This is a genomic window from Akkermansia biwaensis (assembly GCF_026072915.1).
GTDB classification, from domain to species: Bacteria; Verrucomicrobiota; Verrucomicrobiia; order Verrucomicrobiales; family Akkermansiaceae; genus Akkermansia; species Akkermansia biwaensis.
Genome location: NZ_AP025943.1, coordinates 1973076 through 1989604, shown reverse-complemented (window position 1 = coordinate 1989604; position 16529 = coordinate 1973076). Strand labels below are relative to the sequence as shown.

Below are 16529 nucleotides of genomic sequence, written 5' to 3'. Positions count from 1 at the left end.
CATCTATCTATGCACACCATCCCCAAGGAAAAACTGCCGCGCCATATCGCCTGCATCATGGACGGCAACGGCCGCTGGGCGCACAGCCGCGGACTGCCGCGCCGCGCCGGACACCGGGCGGGGGCGGACACCGTAGAACGCTGCGTTGACTTCTGCATCTCCCACGGCATTCCCTGGCTCACTCTCTACGCCTTCTCCTCGGAAAACTGGAACCGTCCCAAAACGGAAGTCCGGGCCCTGATGCTCCTGCTGCACGACTTCCTGAAAAAGCGTCTCCGGGAAATGAAAGACAAGGGCGTGCGCCTCCTCGCCATCGGCGACACCGGACGCCTGCCCGAACGCACCAGGAAACTGCTGGAACGCAGCATTGAGCAAACCGCCGGAAACACCAAAATCAACCTCGTGCTGGCCCTCTCCTACGGGAGCCGGGCGGAAATCGCGGGCGCGGCCAGAAAAATCGCACAAAAAATCTCCGCCGGGGAACTCCGTCCGGACGCCATCACGGAAGAAACATTCGGCCAATATCTGGACACCGCCGGCATGCCGGACCCGGACCTGCTTATTCGTACCTCCGGAGAAATGAGGATTTCCAACTTCCTGCTCTGGCAGATCAGCTATGCGGAGCTCTATCTGACGGACACCCTGTGGCCTGACTTCAGTGAACAGGACATGGAAGCGGCCGTCAAGGACTACGCACGCAGAACGCGCCGTTTCGGCGGCATCTGATTCCCTCCTGCACCCAATTCATCAAGGAATAGCCATGAATCAATATGCTCTCATTCTGGCCGGCGGCAGCGGCACGCGCTTCTGGCCTCTTTCCCGGGACCACCGCCCCAAGCAGCTCCTGAATATCATCGGTGAGGACACCCTGCTCCGCCAGGCCATCGACCGGCTGGACGGCCTCGTTCCCCGGCAAAACATCTTCATCCTGACCAACCATTTGCAGGAGGCGGAAGTGCGCCGCCAGGCGCCGGACATCCCCGCGGACAACATCGTATCCGAACCCGTCCGCCGTGACACGGCTCCCGCCATCGCCCTGGGCATCGGACTCATCAAGGCGGCGGATCCGCACGGCGTCATGCTGGTCATCCCGTCCGACCAGCTCATTCAGGACCGGGAAGCTTTCCGCACCCTGATGCAGGCCGCCATGGACACCGCCGCGCAGGAAAAAGCCCTCGTCACCGTAGGCATCAAACCCACCTGGCCCTGCCCTTCCTACGGCTACATTGAACGCGGGAAGGAAACGCCCTGCGCCTCTCCGGCCCATTCCTGCCGGGAAGTCCTGCGCTTCAAGGAAAAACCGGATACGGAAACGGCCGCCTCCTATCTGGCCCAGGGCAACTTCTGCTGGAACGCGGGCATGTTCGTCTGGAGCATCCCCGCCGTTTGCGAGCAGCTGGACAAGCACTGCCCGGAACTGGCCTCCTTTGTGGAACATATTGCGGAAGCCCCGGATCCGCATCACATCCTTCAGGAGGAATTCCCCTCGCTCACTCCCATTTCCATCGACTTCGCGCTGATGGAGCACGCCGACCGGGTGCTCAACTTTGAAGCCACCTTCGACTGGGACGACGTAGGCTCCTGGATATCCGTAGCGGACTATCTGGAAAGCCACAACCGCAATAAAACCAACACGGACATCACCGTGCAGGACGCCTCCGGCAACATCGTCTTCTCCCAGGGCGGAGACAAGCACGTGGCCCTGCTGGGAGTGGACAACCTCATTGTCGTAGAAACGGCGGACGCCATCCTCATCGCAAACAGGGACAAGGCGGACGACATCAAGAAAATCGTCAACCAGCTCCCGGACGAACTCAGATGACCAGCCAGCATCCCGCCCTGGGCATCGATTACGGAGAAGCCCGCATAGGCATAGCGGCCACGGATCCGGTAGGCATCATGGCCCACCCTGTGGAAACCATCCACAGGCAGCAGACGGACGCCGTCACCCGCATCGTGCAGATCGTTCAGGAACGGGGCATCCGCACCTTGGTGCTGGGCCTCCCCGTTCGCATGGACGGCACGGAAGGCAGCGCGGCCGCCAAGGTGCGCGCCTTCGGCAGGGAACTCTCCGCCGCCCTGCCCGGCCTTCCCCTCATTTTCATGGACGAATGCCTCACAACCGTCATCGCCCAGGAAAAACTGCATGCCGCCGGAAAAAAGGCGAAAAGCTTCCGGCCCGTGATCGACCAGGTGGCCGCCGTGGAAATCCTCAGCTCCTGGCTGGATTCCACCCTGGGATGAACCAAAACCATCCTCCGGCGGAACAACCGTTCCGGAGGCTATTCTCCCACTGCGCTTCGCGCATCCCGCTTCAGGCACAGGGTTATTTCCCCTGCTATCAGAAACGCTGCCAGCCACAGGGCTGTGGACGACTCCGGCCACCAGATGAACCCATCCGCCACACGGGCATTTTCCGGATTGCCGGGCAGATAGCAGACCCGGACGGCATCCCCCTTGGAATAGTCGGACCAAAACAGAAAGGACGGAGACTGGAACGTCACTTCCCCGCCTCCTCCCTGCTCAAGGAACCGTACCCTCGGAGCCCATACCGGGATGCGGCCATATCTGCGGACCGACCCAAAAAACTCCTGGGTGACGCTCATCACCCTCCCTTCCGTGCACAGGCTCTCCTGCGCAAACCGGTGCTTGTCCAGGCACATGCCGCCCGCTTTCCCCAGGGCATAAAGGCTCAGAGCCGCCATTCCCCATGCAAGCAACCAGTACCATCCGAACCACGGAACGCTGAAAAAATCTCTCCAGAACTCTCCGGACCGGGACGGAAACAACAGTTCCTTCTCTTTTCTCCTGACGTACTTCACGCCTCGTTCATCTTCAGCACAATCTTGCCGTTGCGGAATTCTTCCTGCGCCTTCTCCACGGCCCGGCGCACCTCGCTCAGCGGGAACACCGTATCCACGGCCTGCACCAGACTGCCCTCCGCCATCAGCCGCGCAAGCTTGTCGTAGGCAGCCGCAATATCCTGCGCCGGAGCATGTTTAAGCCATTGGGTCACCCACAGGCCTTCCAGCCTGATGCCCTTGAAAATCAGGAAACCATTCGGCACCTTGATGCTCTTCCTGCTCATGGCTCCGTAAGTAACCATGCTTCCGCCGGGGGCGAGCATGTCCATCAGGCGCAGGGCGCTTTCCCCGCCTACGGCGTTGGAAGCCAGCACGGGACGCTTCCCGTCCAGAAGGGCCAGGGTACTCTTCACCACATCTTCGTCATTCTCACCGACCACCAGATCAGCGCCCAGCGCGGTCAGCTCCTCCCTCAATTCATCCGGCCTTCTCACAAAATTCACCGTCCTGACGCCCATCTGGCGCGCAAGCTGGATGATGCAGCGCCCCACCCCGGAATTGGCGGCGTTCTGGACAATCCAGTCGCCGGGCTTCAGACTCACGAACCCTTCCAGCATGCGCAGGGCCGTGAGGGGATTCACCTTCAGCATGGCCGCCTGCACGGGGTCCACCGCTACGGGCAGCTTCATCAGGTTGACGGCAGGAACCGCCACAAGCTCGCTCCAGGAGCCCACGCCGCGCAAAAGAATCACCTGGTCCCCTTTCCGGAAGCCGTCCGCACGGGACTCCTCCACCATGCCGCAGCCTTCCAGCCCGGCGCGTGAATGCGGCAGCACGGGCTTCACGCCGTACACGCCCTGAATGAAATTGATATCCGCCGGATTGATCGGGGCGACCATCATCCGCACCAGCACCTCTCCCTCCGCCGGAACCGGGACGGGGCCGGAAACATAAGCCAGCACGTCCTGGGGCTTCATGCCGCATTCGGAAAACTCTGCATAATGATTTTCACTCATGCTTCCAATCTCTCATGGAGTCCCTCCGCGTGCAAGTGCAGGCTACGTTTTAACAGGGAATGAAGTCCGTCCGCACGGCGCCGGGCATAAAATCCGGGCCTTTTAATCAGTTGTTCTTGACCTCGGGCAAAAATACGGTAATCTTTCTTCCTCGCATTAACAAATAACTTCGATTGCCATGTCCCGAATTTGCATCATCCGAGGTACCATCCCTCACAAAGGTCGTCGTATCCATCGCTCCGGTCTTGCCAAGAAAAAGGGCGGTATTGGTCGTCACGTCACTAAGACTGTCAATCGTACCGTTTATCCCAATCTTCAGGAAAAGCGTATCTGGGTTCCTGAACTGGGCCAGTTCGTTAAAATGAAGATTTCCGCCAAGGCCTTGCGTACAATCAACAAGAACGGTGCGTACAACACTCTTAAAAAGGTAGGTCTCCTGTAAAAAAAGATTCTTTTTTTGAACGTTGCTCTACCGGCTGAACTCTAAGGCTTCAACGAGGTGAGCAACTGGCAAAAAGGATTTCCAAAAGACAAGGGATCATCTGCTTAAGTGAGGCACCTCCAAGTTGAAGGTTTTATTGAAACATTAATATACCATCGGACGTAATATAAGACGTCCTCCACTGGAAAAGATCACACAGATGAAAGCCCAAACCAAAATCGCTCTTAGAATTAATGATGACAACCCCAACCATCACCTGTGGAACAACAGGGGGGTCTGGTGGTGCCACGTCACGGTTCACAAGCCTGACTCCACGGCGGAACGCCTGAGATTCTCCTTGAAAACCCGCGACATCGAAAAAGCCCGCGCACGCCGCGACAAGATTTTCGCTTCCATTCAGCAGCACTTCGGCATCGCCGCCTAAGCCGCTCTGAATAGAAATCAAGGCAAAGTCACATTCAATACTTTTGAACCTTGAGAACCGTCCCGGACTACCGGGGCGGTTCTTTTTGTTTGCGCCCATGCAACCGGACAACAAATGCATCCCCTCCCGTTCCTTGCCGGGCATACATTGATTTCAGAGTAAAAAATTAAAGTATCCATTCTCTTAAATAAAAAAACGGAGGAGAAAAATAAAGCTTCATTCCAGGCTGTTCCCCTATGTCGCAAGCCTTCCCCTGTACCGGTAAATGAAGCGCCCTGCAAATAAATCAGAAAACACGGGCGGAAAGGCAATCCGGTGCTCCGGCTTCAGCCCTGCACGTGTCCGCCGGAACTCCGCAATCAAGGAGAAAATCCCGGAACACCCCCCGGGAGAAACCATCCCGATGAAACCTGCCCGCATACCGGGCGTCACTCCTTCCTGGTGAAGCGGAACATGGCCGCACCGTGGCTGTTGAGCTCCACGGCAATGTCCCCTTCCGCCGTTCCCTGGTCCGCACGCTTCCAAAGGTCCCGCACCTGATAGGGACCGGACAGGCCGATATCTTTCAGATTTACCTTCAGAACCTCCCTGGAGCCGCCGGTATTGAAAAAGCCCGCTGCCGTGGAACCGTCCGCCAGCTCCTTCGTCCATACCTGGAAATTCCCCTGGTTCCACGCCCTGCGGGCCGGACGGGCCGCCGGATCCTGATCCACGGCAATCACCTCGTCATTGGTCAGCAAGCCCATCGTGAACGAATCGATATTCTCCAGATCACAGGAAATGATGAGAGGGGCGGACAGCAGGCACCACAGGGTCACATGCGTGTATTGTTCATCCGGAGACAGCCGCGTCTGGACAAACGCGGTATTGGGCCGGTTGGGCTTGCCCAGCTTGCCGACCTGGAGAATGTCCGGATCGTTCCAATGCCCCGGGCTCATGTGCTTCTGCCAGCGCTCCTGGGAAAAGCCGATGCCGCTGACGCTGCCCCAGTGGTCCTCGATATCTCCCGTCGTCCTCCACAAATTGGCCAGCCTGGACAATTCTTCCACATGTTCATACGGAGCCGCATTGGACAAGCTCAGCACGATATCGCGCCCGGACTCATCCAGAGCCTTCCGGATACGTTCCGTCGTAGGTACGTCATTGGGCTTCCAATCCACCTTCACGTAATCGAATCCCCATTCGGCCCACTGCCGGGCGTCGCGGTCAAACAGCCATACGGGCCCTGTGCGGTCGGCATGCCGGCGGTGAACGCCGGGATAGCGTCCGAATATCTGATTCTCCTGTAAACGGTCCTTTTCCGGGATGCTCAATCCTGCATAATCCGCCTTCTTGTCCGGCGCGCTTCCGCCGATAAAACCGGCATACGTGCCCATCCACGGCGTTGAATAAATGCCAGCCTTCAGCCCCATGGCGTGAATGGCACGGCACATGGCCTTCATATCGGGGAAACGCTTGTTGGGCTGAATGGAAAAATTCTTCCCTCCCCGTTTCCCCTGCCAGCAATCGTCAATGTTGATGTAGGTCCAGCCGTGATTGACCAGCCCGCGTTCCACAAAAAGCCGGGCGGTCTTGAGCACCTGGTCCTGCCCTACCGCCTCGCTGTAGGAATACCAGCTGCTCCAGCCCATCGGCGGAGTGAGGCATAAATCGTCCCCCACCTTCAATACCCATTCCCCGGCATCCTTTCCGTGTCTGTTGGCCGCCTGAAGCTTCACCCGGTATTCTCCCTTCCGCATCGGTGCTTTGCCGGAAATCAGGCCGCGGGAATTCATCTTCACCCCTGCGGGCAATCCGGACGCCCTGATCTGCATGGGACGCTCTCCGGAAACCGGCACCTGGAACAGCACTTCAGCCCCTGGCCTGACGCCCAGGACGCGGGCTCCATTGATCGACGGCAGCGGAGATGTCTCCGGCGTCAGGCGCACTCCAGAAACCGGAGCGGGATAGGGATTTGGAAAATCGGCGCAAACCGCGGAGGGAACGGCTGACCCGATGGCGGCAAGACATAAAAGACGGCATAATCTCATAACGTTTTCAATATGGGAATACTTCAATAAAACGTCATATCCGCCGCACTTCTTTCACGGAATTTTCTGCCCGGAGAAGGCACGGCTCCGTTCATTCTCCGGCGGCGGATGCCGGAAAAACCCCAGCACGGAAACCCCGGGAATTTTCCCGGCAAGAGCCCGGAACGCCTCTTCCGACATAACGCAGGCCGCCGTGGACAGCGCATCCGCCAAAGCGGCTGCGGGAGCCTGGACGCTCACCTGCCTGCCCTCCGTGACGCCCAGCCCCGTGGCGGGGTCCAGCACATGGGAATACGCCACGCCGCCTATCTCCGCAAACTGGTGCGCATCCCCGGAAGTGGACACGGCGGCATAGCTCATCAGCCGCTGCTCCAGCCGTCCCTCCCCCACGGCTACCCGGAGCTTCCAGCCCTGCATTCCCGGCGGGGGAGCCCCCGCCAGAACATCGCTGGTGCTGTCAATGCAGAAAGACTCCACTCCCCTTTCTTTCAACATATCCGCCATCCTGTCCACGGCAAACCCTTTGCCGATGCCTCCCAGATCCACCCTCATCCCCTCCGCGGCCTTCATCACCCCTTCCCCGTCCACGGACAGCTTCTCCCAGCCGGAGGCCCGGCGCGCACGCTCCAGGTCCTCCCGGGAAGGAAGAACCCCGAGGCGGCGGGACTTCTTCCACAAACGGATGAAAGGCCCCAGCGTGGGGTCAAAGGTTCCGCGCGTCAAACGGGCATACTCCAGGGACAGCGACAACACCCTCCGCAACTCCGGAGAAACGGGAACCTTCACCCCTGCCGGAGCGGCATTCAGAGCGGCGAGCCGGCTTTCCGCATCCATGGCGGACATCACCCCCTCCCAGAACACGGCACAGGCCAGCGCCCGCATGCAGGCTTCTTCCGTCCGCGCTCCGTCCATGCCGTGGCCGGGATAGGCGCGCACCGTAAACACCGTGCCCATGGCCGCCCCCCTTGCCGTCACCCTGCCGTCCACGGCATGTTCGCAGGAAACAAGCCGCGCGGAAACGGCAGCCGCAAGTTCCCCCGTGCCGCCGGACATACCGGCGGCAGGCAGAAAAAAGGCGCCGCACCCCAACACGGCAGCCTTCCAGAAAAACAACTTCATGCGCATCCGGGGGATCATCCGGCAAAACTTACTCCGTGCAAACGGACAAGAGCAAGAACCCAGCACGCCATTCCCCCTCTTCCCCTCCCGTGCTGACAGACATGCGGCGGATTCCCTCATTTGAGGCTGGAACTCTGGTCTCTTTTCATGATAAATGGAACGGTTCAAATTCCAGCGCAATTTGTTCCCAGCCCTTTCATTCTTATGTCCAAATTCATCCTTTCTCTCTGTTCCCTCTGGCTTCTCCTGACACTTCCCGTCTCCGCAAGCTGGTATGGAGATGAAGTCAAGGCGGATTCGGACATCATCATGGTGGACCTTCTGTATCCCTACTGGCCGGAATCCACCTACTTCTCCTGCTGGAACCTGGACATGTTCCCCAAGGGCGGCTACTTTTACGCGGGCGTCGCGGCCAACGTCAATGACAACACGAACCTGGAAACCTACCGCCCCTCCACCGTCTGGTCCTTCTGGCCCGCTCCGGTTTACGAAGGGCGCCAGGTGCGCAACGTGTACGTCAACCCCCATGTCTATGCCCAGCAATACGTGGGGGAAGGAGCCTCCGGCAAGGCCGGGGGCCGGGACGTGCCGTGGATCAAGACCAAGCAGTGGTACACCATGTTCATACGCACCTGGGGTGCGGACGAGGCCAAAAAGGAATGCTACGCCGGATGGTGGATGAAGGACCAGGCCGGCAACCAGTGGCACCACATCGCCACCTTCCGCATTCCCTATGCGGCGACGGGTTTCAAGGGCAACGGAGGATTCCTGGAGGACTTCGGCCACGGAGGGCGCAAACAGCGGGAACTGTGGCGCGGCAAGGGCTTTTACAGGCACAACGGAACATGGGAAAAATGCGATACCGTCTCTATCAACGTCCCCAAGGAAGGAGGGATGAAATACAGCGGCTGGACGGTCCACCAGACGGAAAACGACTCCGTCCTGACCATGTCCTATACGGAAAACAGGCAATTCCCCAGAAACCTGGACCCGGGCCGCAAGCACACCTTCCGTCTGAAGCAGCCGGACGCCCCGGTCATGGACGCCATCATGGCGGAGGGCAGCGCGCGCCATAACGGCGACCAGGTCATCGTGGACTGGTCGCTGAAAGACACGTCCTCCCCCCAGTTCGCGTACAAGATAGAAGTATTCGACAACCCTCAATACTCCGGTACGCCCGTTCATGTTGTGGAAGAGCAGATCCCCCACGTGCGCACCAGGACCCTTTCCCTGCCGCGGGACATCTCCCAGTGCTTTGTTAAACTCACCATCACGGACATCTTTGACCAGAAAAAGACCCTGGAACTGGCCAGGGCGGAAACGGAAGCCCCCATGAAAGGGAAAGGGCTTCCTGGCAAGCACGACCTGTCCCCCGGCCTGGAATACAAATACCTGGAAAGCAGGGACGGCTGGTCCAGACTGTCGGAACTGGACTTCTCCAAACCAACGCGAACCGGAGTCTCCCGCGGGTTCGACACCGCCCTGCGCGGCGCCAGGGAAGGACGCTTCGCCTTTGACTACGAGGGGCTGCTCATCGTCCCCCAGAGTGGAGCCTACACCTTCGCCCTCCAATCCTGCGACGGAAGCCGGCTGGACATCGGGGGGAAAACGGTCATTGACAACGACGGGCTGCACAGCACCTCGGAAAAGCGCGCCTCCGTCTTCCTGGAAAAGGGGACGCTCCCCATCAGGCTGACCTACTTCAAGAAAAAACCGGAACACGAATTCACCGTGGCATGGGTGGGCTGGCAGTACGGCAACCAACCCCTGGAGGCAATTCCGAGTTCCAACCTGATGCGCCCCAAACGGGCCGACATCCCGGAAGCCAGGCTGGACATGACCGGCCAGGGCTTCGAACGCATGCTGAAAACGGTCCTGTCCTCGGGACGGATCAACAAGGTGGAATACTACAACGGCAACAAGCTCGTCTCTTCCTCGGAAAGCGCCCCGTTCACCGCCCCGCTGATGCTCTTCAACGGAGAAAACAAAGTGTGGGCACGCGTCTTCTACAACGGGAACCATACCGTGGACACCCTGGTGCTCACCATCCCTTCCCAGAGCCGCGTAGCCCCGGGCTGGGACATCATGCTGCGCGGGGAGCCGGGCCTTCCCTACGCCATCAGCGGCACGGGCAATGCATTCCGCTTCGTGGGGGAAGGGGAATACCTCGTGAACAAAAAAATCAAGGGGGACTTCATGCTGACGGCCCACATCAGCTCTTTCAGCGACAAATCCCTGGACCCGGGCGACGACTGCTGGGTGGGCATCATGGTGCGCAAGGATGCCGGAGCCACCAACTACGACGATGAAATAGCCGTCTTCCATACCGTGGGCCGCGGCCTCAGATGCAGCGCGGACTTCAGCGACTACGGAACGGGACGCCAGTCCACCTTCGGCCTGAACAAGGACCACCGCTGGGTGCGCATCGTGCGGCGCGGCAACGAATTCACCTGCCTCACCTCCCCGGACATGAAAAAATGGGAGATAGGCATGCAGCGCATCATCCCGATGAAGGAGGAAGCCATCGCCGGCATCACCTTCAGAACCATTCCCGGCAAGGGAAAAGGCGTCTTCTCCGCCGTGGTGGACGGGGTTACCCTGAAACCGGCCAAACTCCAGCCGCACAAAATAGCAGCCCCCATGCCTGCCGGAAAAATCGTCGGCTACTCCCTGCTTTCCCCGGATCTGGCCGTGGTGCGCTACCGTTCCGGCGCGGACCTGCTGGAACGCAAAAACGGAACCTACGTCCGCAAGCCGTTTACGCTGCCCAAGGGCGTCAAAACCATCCGTTCCATGGCCCTTGCCGGGGATAAAATGTTCCTGCTGGCCCCCACTTCCCAGGGAGGAGCCCTGTTCAGCAGCAAGGAGATGGGTAAAACGTGGACGGTAGCCATCCCGGACGTAAAAGTGGACCCGTCCCCCATCTCCTTTATTGCCGGGGAACTCATCTCCGTCAATCCCCGGAACCCTCGTGAAATCATCGTGGGCTCGGACCGCGCAGGGCTGTTCATGAGCACGGATGGCGGAGAAACCTGGACCAACGCGGGCCTGGTGGGAGAACCCGTCACCAACGTCGGTTTCCATACCACCGCGCAGGGCCGGATTGGAGCCGTGACGGCGGACCGCAAGACCAACACCAGCAAAGTCTTCATATCCACCAACAACGGGAAGAAATGGACCCAGAAAAATGAAGTTCAGGGGTCGGGCTTCCTGAGGCTGGTTTACGACACCCGCGCCGCAGACCAGCTCTATGTCTTCTCCACCCAGGGCGTGTACACCTCCTTCAATGACTGCCGCACCATGAACCGCGTGCTTCAGGGCCTGCCCGTCACACAGCCCACACTGGCGATCGACAGGCGCCGCCTGGACGATACTTTCATGCTCGCCGTCCCGCTGGACGGCAAGGGCGTGTATTCCAGCGAACGCAACGCCAGAAACTGGCAGAAGCGGTCGGACAAGGAAGACTGGGGAGCCGCCTTCAACCTGCTGATTGACACAGCCAACAACAAGCACATCACCCTGTACGCGGAAAAAGGCATCTATGAAAGCACGGATGAAGGGAAAACCTGGAAACAGGTTTTCCCCAGCCATTGATCCTAAAATATTCATACAACTTTTTTCAGAGCTCTCCGGATTATCAATCCGGAGTCAAGAGCGAATTCTAAGTGTCAGGAATTTGTGCGGAACAGCTACTGTATCATGAAGCATTCCCCCGCATTAACTTCCCCGGATTCGCCCACACGCTCCGGGAGCGCCGCATGCCCATGCGGCGTCTGCACTAGATGTGTCCGTCAGGACGTACTGCCTTTCCGAGAATACAGTTCGCTGCCGCTCAGTTCCATATTCAGGTGCCACGACGCTCCTTGCAGCGGCAGGTATTTATGTGCTGTTTTAATGCATACCGGATTGATAATCCGCAATTATCATGAGAATGAAAACGATATTGCCATTTAAACCAGTAATATCCCGACTCTTTTGCATCGCCGGCATTACAGTGGCCGGAAGTTCTCTGGCAGAAGCTGCGGGTGTCGAACTCACCTATCCCGGAGCCCCACTGGACGAAAACGGCCTCCTGTTCCCGCAGGGCAGCCTGTCGGACAACACGGTCTCCATCACGGGAGGCTCTATCCCCGGAAACGCCTATGGAGCTAAAACAACAGACGGAGACACTATCCGTAACCGGATTTCCATGACCGGAGGTTCTGTCCTCCATCTTCTCGGAGCTTATTCCGCGACGGGAACCGTGGAATATAATTCCGTCATTCTTGGGGGCGGGACGGTCGCCCGCAACGTTTATGGCGGAGAAAGCGGCAGCGGAAACGCTCAATATAATTCCATCACAATGACGGGGGGAAGCGCTCAATGGTTGCAGGGGGCCTACAGTAATTCCGGCAACGTCACGGGGAACGAAGTCCTTATTTCCGGCGGTACGTTAAGCGGCGGCGTCAACGGAGGCCAAACAGCCGGCGGAGACGCTATCTCCAACAGCGTGCGGCTTGGCAATGCCACGGCAACTTGGCTCAACGGCGGCTATTCCTCTACAGGGAATGCCTCCGGCAATCGGGTAATCATCACCAGCGGCGGCGTCAACAACAATGCCTTCGGAGGTTTTGTGGAATCCGGCACGGGAAACGCCTGCAACAACCTGTTCATCATGTATGGGGGAGAAGTGGGGCTCAACGGAGAAATACCCGGCGTAGGCCATGGAATCATGGGAGGGAGGGCCAGTGAAGGGAACGCCTCCGGCAACCGGGTAATCTTCCTCGGTGGTCATACAGGATTCATTGATGGGGGGACCTCCTCCAACGGAGGGGCCGCTTCCGGCAACCATGTTCTTATTCTGGGAGGAAACATTGACGGCTCCGTCACGGGTGGAATGAGTTTCCAGGGATCTTCCAGCGGCAATGTGGTGGAAATCCGTGGAGGCACGGTAGGGGGATATATCTACGGAGGCAGAGCGGACAAAGGAACGGCCAGCAACAATACCGTTATTCTGGAAGGCAACTTCAACCTTAACGGTGTTTTCGGCGGATGGGACGCCTATGCCTCCAGTCCAGGAGCCACGGCTATGGATGTAACAACGGGCAACGTGCTCATTCTGGAAAACTTTCAGGGAAGCGCAACGAATGTGGGCAATTTTGAGCACTACGTTTTCCGCCTGTCGTCCTGGAACGAAAACGGCGGTCCCATGCTCACCATCTCCAACGGAACTTCTTCCACCGCTCCCTCGGCTACGGACCTTTCCGGCTCCACCATCCGGGTGGAAATCACCGGTGTTTCTCCGGGAAGCCCCGGCCCTGCTGTGGGAGACACCATTTCCCTCATCCGCAACAACATGGGGCTCATCACCAACGGCGTGATCCTGAAAACCCCTTTCGTCTCCTTCAAACGCGGCATCGCCATGCTCTATGACGCCACCGTCTCCGTGGGAAACACCAGCATTGACGCTACCGTCACTTCCAGCCGCCTGAATCCCCAGTTGAAATCCCTTTCCGAAGGCCGCGCCGCCGCCATGGCCCTGAACAACCAGGGCGCGGACCTTGCCGCCGGGCTGGGAATCAGCCGCGCCGCCATGGCCGCCATGCAGGGAGGCTCCCCCTCCGGCATGGAAACATTCCTCGCCATGGAAGGCTCCCATTCCAACTACGCCACCGGCTCCCGTGTGGAACAGGACGGCTACGCCGTTCTGGCAGGCGTTTCCGCCGGATTTTCCAAAAACCGTTCTGTAGTGCTGGGCGGTTTCATGGAAAGCGGCTGGGGCAGCTACACGGCTCACAACGCCTTTGCAGACGCCCCCTTTGTACGGGCTTCCGGGGACACTTCCTATTACGGCGGCGGCCTTCTGGCCCGCTGGGACCTCACGGATAACGGCCTCAGAGGAATCGCGCTGGAGGCTTCCTTCCGCGCGGGACGGCTGGACTCGGACTACCGCAGCGGAGACCTGGTGGACGGGGCGGGGAACCCCTCCGCCTACAACCTTTCCTCTCCTTACTACGGCGGCCACGCTGGCGCGGCGTTGACAAGGGAGCTGGACCGGAAAATGAACATGGAGGCCTACGGGCGCTTCCTGTGGACGCGCCAGGACGGCGACCACGCCACGGTCTCCGGTGACCATATCCGGTTCCGGGACATGAACTCCAGCTGGCTCCAGGGCGGTGCGCGCTTCCACTATGAGATGACGCAAACCATCCGCCCGTACGCGGGAGCAGCGTATGAATGGCAATGCAATGGAACGGCCCGCGCCTCCACCTACGGCCAGGACATCGCCGCGCCCACCTTGCGCGGCGGCACGGGCATGGCGGAACTGGGCGTGATCTTCCAGCCCGTAGCCGGCAAACCCATGTTCGTTGATCTTGGAGTGAAAGGATACGCGGGCAAACGCGAGGGGGTGAGCGGAAGCCTCCAATTCCGGGCGGCTTTCTAATTCCCCGGACAGCCGTTCAAAACAACAGGCCGCGGTATCAAACACCACGGCCTGTTTTCGTTTAATATACTGCAAAATCAGTTCATTGGGCAAACAGGGCGTGAATACGGCGGCACACCTCCTCCACGTTCTCCCGTGAGTTGAACGCGGAAATGCGGAAGAAGCCTTCCCCCTTGGAACCGAAGCCGGAACCCGGCGTGATGACGACATTCGCCTCGGTCAGCATCTTGTCAAACAATCCCCAGCTGTCCAGGCCGTCCGGACAGGCCGCCCACACATAGGGCGCGTTTTCCCCGCCCCACACGCGCATGCCCGCCTGGCGGCACGCATTCAGCAGAAGGGCGGCATTCCCCAGATAATGGCTGATCAAAACGTCGGTCTGCGCCATCCCTTCCAGCGTGAACAGGGCCGCCGCACCGCGCTGGACAATGTAGGAGGCCCCGTTGAACTTCGTGCTGGTGCGGCGGCTCCACAACCGGGAGATAGGCACCTTGTTCCCGTCGGCGTCATGGCCGTTCAGCTCCTTCGGAATCACCACGTAACCGCAGCGCACGCCCGTAAAGCCGCCCTGCTTGGAAAAGGAACGGAACTCAATGGCGCAGTCGCGCGCGCCGGGAATCTCAAAAATGGACCTGGGAACATCCGGATCCTGAATGAACGCCTCATAGGCGGAATCATACAGGATAATCGCATGGTTAGCGCGGGCGTACTCCACCCATTTCAGCAATTCCATGCGGGAGGCCACCGCCCCGGTCGGATTATTCGGGAAGCACAGGTAAATCAAATCCACATGTTCCTGCGGCAGATCGGGCACAAAATTATTCTCCGGCGTGCAGGGCAGATACACCAGCCCCTCGTAGGAGCCGTCCTCACGGGCTTCCCCCGTATTGCCGGCCATCACGTTTGTATCCACGTAAACGGGATAAACCGGGTCCGGCACGGCAATCCTGTTCCCTCTGCCGAAAATATCCAGAATGTTCCCCGTGTCGCACTTCGCGCCGTCGGACACGAAAATCTCGTCCACCTCCACATGAATTCCGTGGACCTGGTAGGCCTTCTTGGCAATCGCCTCCCTCAGCCAGAAATAGCCCTGCTCCGGGCCGTAGCCGTGAAAGCGTTCATGCGTGGCAAGATCGTCAACCGCCTCGTGCATGGCCTCAATGGCGGCCTGGGGCAGCGGTTCCGTCACGTCTCCTATGCCGCAGCGGATCAGCCGGGGGGCGGCTTCCGGATGAGCCTGGATGAACGCGTTCACACGGCGGTTGATCTCCGGGAACAAATATCCCGCCTGCAGCTTGAGGAAATGGTCGTTGATAATAGCCATGGTTGTAGTAGTAAGTGGATTCATTCCATACCGTACACAGGAAGGAATCAAGACCGGGGTCCGGCATCCCCGCCCCTTCAGGGGAAAAATCTTCCCGCTCCCGCAATGGCATCCTCCGGAAAGAGGCGTTCCGGAAAATTCAGCGCCGTTTCATGCTCCTCATCAGCTCCTTGTCTTCCGGGCTTACCCTCAGGGACTCGATAATCTTTTGAAGAGCCTTGTTGTAAGGGAAATCAGGCAGGGAGGAACGCCGCAGGTACCTCAGCGTCAGCGCCGGGAACTTCACGTAGCAGACGGAAACGGCCCAGGCTACGGCCATGGACACGTAATAATCCCCATGCCGCACGCCGTCCAGCAGCTCCAGCACGCGCTCCACGTAATCCTCCGTGATGAAATGGTCCAGCATCATCACCACGGCAAAGCGCACGTGCCACGCATCAGGATGCCCCAAATACGGTTGAATGAAATCCCAGACCATTTCCGGATGCCTTTTGCTGAACTTCAACCCGGCGCAGAACGTATCGCATACGGCCCAGTTATCCATGCGGGGGACAAAACGCCGCACCCACTCCAGGCGCTCCTCCGGCTCCATCCGCGCCAGTCCGGTCAGCATGCCGTCCAGCATCACCTCTTCCGCATAAGGTTCCTGCGCCGGGTGCTCCAGCAGTTCCCTCCAATCCCCCCGCGCCTCTTCCCGCGCCAGATTACGCAAAACGGGAAGCCTCACCCCCAGCAGGCGCGTGACGCCGGGAATCAGGGAAGCGGAAAATTTCTGGAACTCCGGCTCCGCCAGAGCCTCCACCTTCTCCCGGAGCCTGCGTCTTCTCTCAATCATGCGCGGCATCCTATAAAAGGAGGGAATGAAGGACAAGGGAGAAAAAGAAATGGCAACCGGCAGACCGTTATAGTAGCGTAGAGGCAGAACGCTACCTGTCCCCCTGCCCCT

13 protein-coding genes are annotated in these 16529 nt (G+C 59.2%); 7 read left to right on the top strand and 6 right to left on the bottom strand.

The features are described 5' to 3' along the window. Nucleotides 1–9: 9 nt before the first annotated feature. From uppS to ruvX, 3 genes are read left to right on the top strand one after another with little or no spacing between them, the layout of a single operon-like run. Nucleotides 10–726 (top strand): undecaprenyl pyrophosphate synthase, encoded by a 717-nt coding sequence (gene uppS, locus OQH67_RS08190; RefSeq protein ID WP_215435880.1) that lies wholly within the window; start codon nt 10–12, stop codon nt 724–726. Nucleotides 727–760: 34 nt separating this feature from the next. After that, the gene (locus tag OQH67_RS08185) at nt 761–1822 is read left to right on the top strand and encodes a mannose-1-phosphate guanylyltransferase (protein WP_215435882.1); all 1062 of its coding nucleotides are present in this window, start codon (nt 761–763) and stop codon (nt 1820–1822) included. Further along, nucleotides 1819–2244 carry a Holliday junction resolvase RuvX gene (ruvX, locus tag OQH67_RS08180; RefSeq protein WP_215435884.1) on the top strand — a complete coding sequence of 142 codons (426 nt, stop codon included), beginning with the start codon at nt 1819–1821 and terminating at the stop codon, nt 2242–2244. The genes OQH67_RS08185 and ruvX overlap by 4 nt, the downstream gene beginning before the upstream one ends. A 38-nt stretch (nt 2245–2282) precedes the next feature. On the opposite strand, the gene OQH67_RS08175 is transcribed toward ruvX, so the two are convergent. Both OQH67_RS08175 and OQH67_RS08170 read right to left on the bottom strand, forming a co-directional pair. Beyond that, complete coding sequence (locus OQH67_RS08175; RefSeq protein WP_215435886.1) at nt 2283–2822, bottom strand: DUF3592 domain-containing protein; 540 nt, start codon at nt 2820–2822, stop codon at nt 2283–2285. Beyond that, the gene (locus tag OQH67_RS08170) at nt 2819–3820 is read right to left on the bottom strand and encodes an MDR family NADPH-dependent oxidoreductase (RefSeq protein ID WP_215435888.1); all 1002 of its coding nucleotides are present in this window, start codon (nt 3818–3820) and stop codon (nt 2819–2821) included. Before OQH67_RS08170 ends, OQH67_RS08175 begins: the two co-directional genes overlap by 4 nt. A gap of 178 nt (nt 3821–3998) precedes the next feature. On the opposite strand from OQH67_RS08170, the gene rpmB reads away from it, so the two are divergent. Together rpmB and OQH67_RS08160 are read left to right on the top strand one after the other, a co-directional pair. Continuing rightward, nucleotides 3999–4262, top strand: a complete 264-nt coding sequence (gene rpmB / locus OQH67_RS08165; protein ID WP_067570139.1) for a 50S ribosomal protein L28 — start codon at nt 3999–4001, stop codon at nt 4260–4262. Nucleotides 4263–4461: 199 nt separating this feature from the next. Next, nucleotides 4462–4686, top strand: a complete 225-nt coding sequence (locus tag OQH67_RS08160; protein ID WP_012420228.1) for a hypothetical protein — start codon at nt 4462–4464, stop codon at nt 4684–4686. A 428-nt stretch (nt 4687–5114) separates the two neighbouring features. Here OQH67_RS08160 and OQH67_RS08155 read toward each other — a convergent pair whose 3' ends face one another. Continuing rightward, nucleotides 5115–6716: a glycoside hydrolase family 27 protein gene (locus tag OQH67_RS08155; protein ID WP_215435890.1), complete on the bottom strand. Its 1602-nt coding sequence runs from the start codon at nt 6714–6716 to the stop codon at nt 5115–5117. Nucleotides 6717–6770: 54 nt separating this feature from the next. After that, entirely contained in the window at nt 6771–7835 is a 1065-nt protein-coding gene (locus OQH67_RS08150) for an FAD:protein FMN transferase (protein WP_215435897.1), read from the bottom strand. A gap of 204 nt (nt 7836–8039) precedes the next feature. Here OQH67_RS08150 and OQH67_RS08145 point away from each other — a divergent pair, with 204 nt between their 5' ends. Together OQH67_RS08145 and OQH67_RS08140 are read left to right on the top strand one after the other, a co-directional pair. Continuing rightward, the gene (locus tag OQH67_RS08145) at nt 8040–11429 is read left to right on the top strand and encodes a DUF3472 domain-containing protein (protein WP_215435899.1); all 3390 of its coding nucleotides are present in this window, start codon (nt 8040–8042) and stop codon (nt 11427–11429) included. 337 nt (nt 11430–11766) lie between these two features. Further along, the gene (locus OQH67_RS08140) at nt 11767–14259 is read left to right on the top strand and encodes an autotransporter outer membrane beta-barrel domain-containing protein (protein WP_215435901.1); all 2493 of its coding nucleotides are present in this window, start codon (nt 11767–11769) and stop codon (nt 14257–14259) included. Nucleotides 14260–14341: 82 nt separating this feature from the next. Here OQH67_RS08140 and OQH67_RS08135 read toward each other — a convergent pair whose 3' ends face one another. Both OQH67_RS08135 and OQH67_RS08130 read right to left on the bottom strand, forming a co-directional pair. After that, nucleotides 14342–15583 carry an LL-diaminopimelate aminotransferase gene (locus OQH67_RS08135; protein ID WP_215435903.1) on the bottom strand — a complete coding sequence of 414 codons (1242 nt, stop codon included), beginning with the start codon at nt 15581–15583 and terminating at the stop codon, nt 14342–14344. Between the two features lie 139 nt (nt 15584–15722). Continuing rightward, nucleotides 15723–16418: a DNA alkylation repair protein gene (locus tag OQH67_RS08130; RefSeq protein ID WP_215435905.1), complete on the bottom strand. Its 696-nt coding sequence runs from the start codon at nt 16416–16418 to the stop codon at nt 15723–15725. Nucleotides 16419–16529 lie beyond the last annotated feature (111 nt).

Excerpts from the sequence above, each read along its gene's own strand:
- uppS (WP_215435880.1), top strand. The coding sequence starts at position 10 with ATGCACACCATCCCCAAGGAAAAACTGCCGCGCCATATCGCCTGCATC.
- OQH67_RS08185 (WP_215435882.1), top strand. The coding sequence starts at position 761 with ATGAATCAATATGCTCTCATTCTGGCCGGCGGCAGCGGCACGCGCTTC.
- ruvX (WP_215435884.1), top strand. The coding sequence starts at position 1,819 with ATGACCAGCCAGCATCCCGCCCTGGGCATCGATTACGGAGAAGCCCGC.
- OQH67_RS08170 (WP_215435888.1), bottom strand. The coding sequence starts at position 3,820 with ATGAGTGAAAATCATTATGCAGAGTTTTCCGAATGCGGCATGAAGCCC.
- rpmB (WP_067570139.1), top strand. The coding sequence starts at position 3,999 with ATGTCCCGAATTTGCATCATCCGAGGTACCATCCCTCACAAAGGTCGT.
- OQH67_RS08160 (WP_012420228.1), top strand. The coding sequence starts at position 4,462 with ATGAAAGCCCAAACCAAAATCGCTCTTAGAATTAATGATGACAACCCC.
- OQH67_RS08155 (WP_215435890.1), bottom strand. The coding sequence starts at position 6,716 with ATGAGATTATGCCGTCTTTTATGTCTTGCCGCCATCGGGTCAGCCGTT.
- OQH67_RS08150 (WP_215435897.1), bottom strand. The coding sequence starts at position 7,835 with ATGAAGTTGTTTTTCTGGAAGGCTGCCGTGTTGGGGTGCGGCGCCTTT.
- OQH67_RS08145 (WP_215435899.1), top strand. The coding sequence starts at position 8,040 with ATGTCCAAATTCATCCTTTCTCTCTGTTCCCTCTGGCTTCTCCTGACA.
- OQH67_RS08140 (WP_215435901.1), top strand. The coding sequence starts at position 11,767 with ATGAAAACGATATTGCCATTTAAACCAGTAATATCCCGACTCTTTTGC.
- OQH67_RS08135 (WP_215435903.1), bottom strand. The coding sequence starts at position 15,583 with ATGGCTATTATCAACGACCATTTCCTCAAGCTGCAGGCGGGATATTTG.
- OQH67_RS08130 (WP_215435905.1), bottom strand. The coding sequence starts at position 16,418 with ATGATTGAGAGAAGACGCAGGCTCCGGGAGAAGGTGGAGGCTCTGGCG.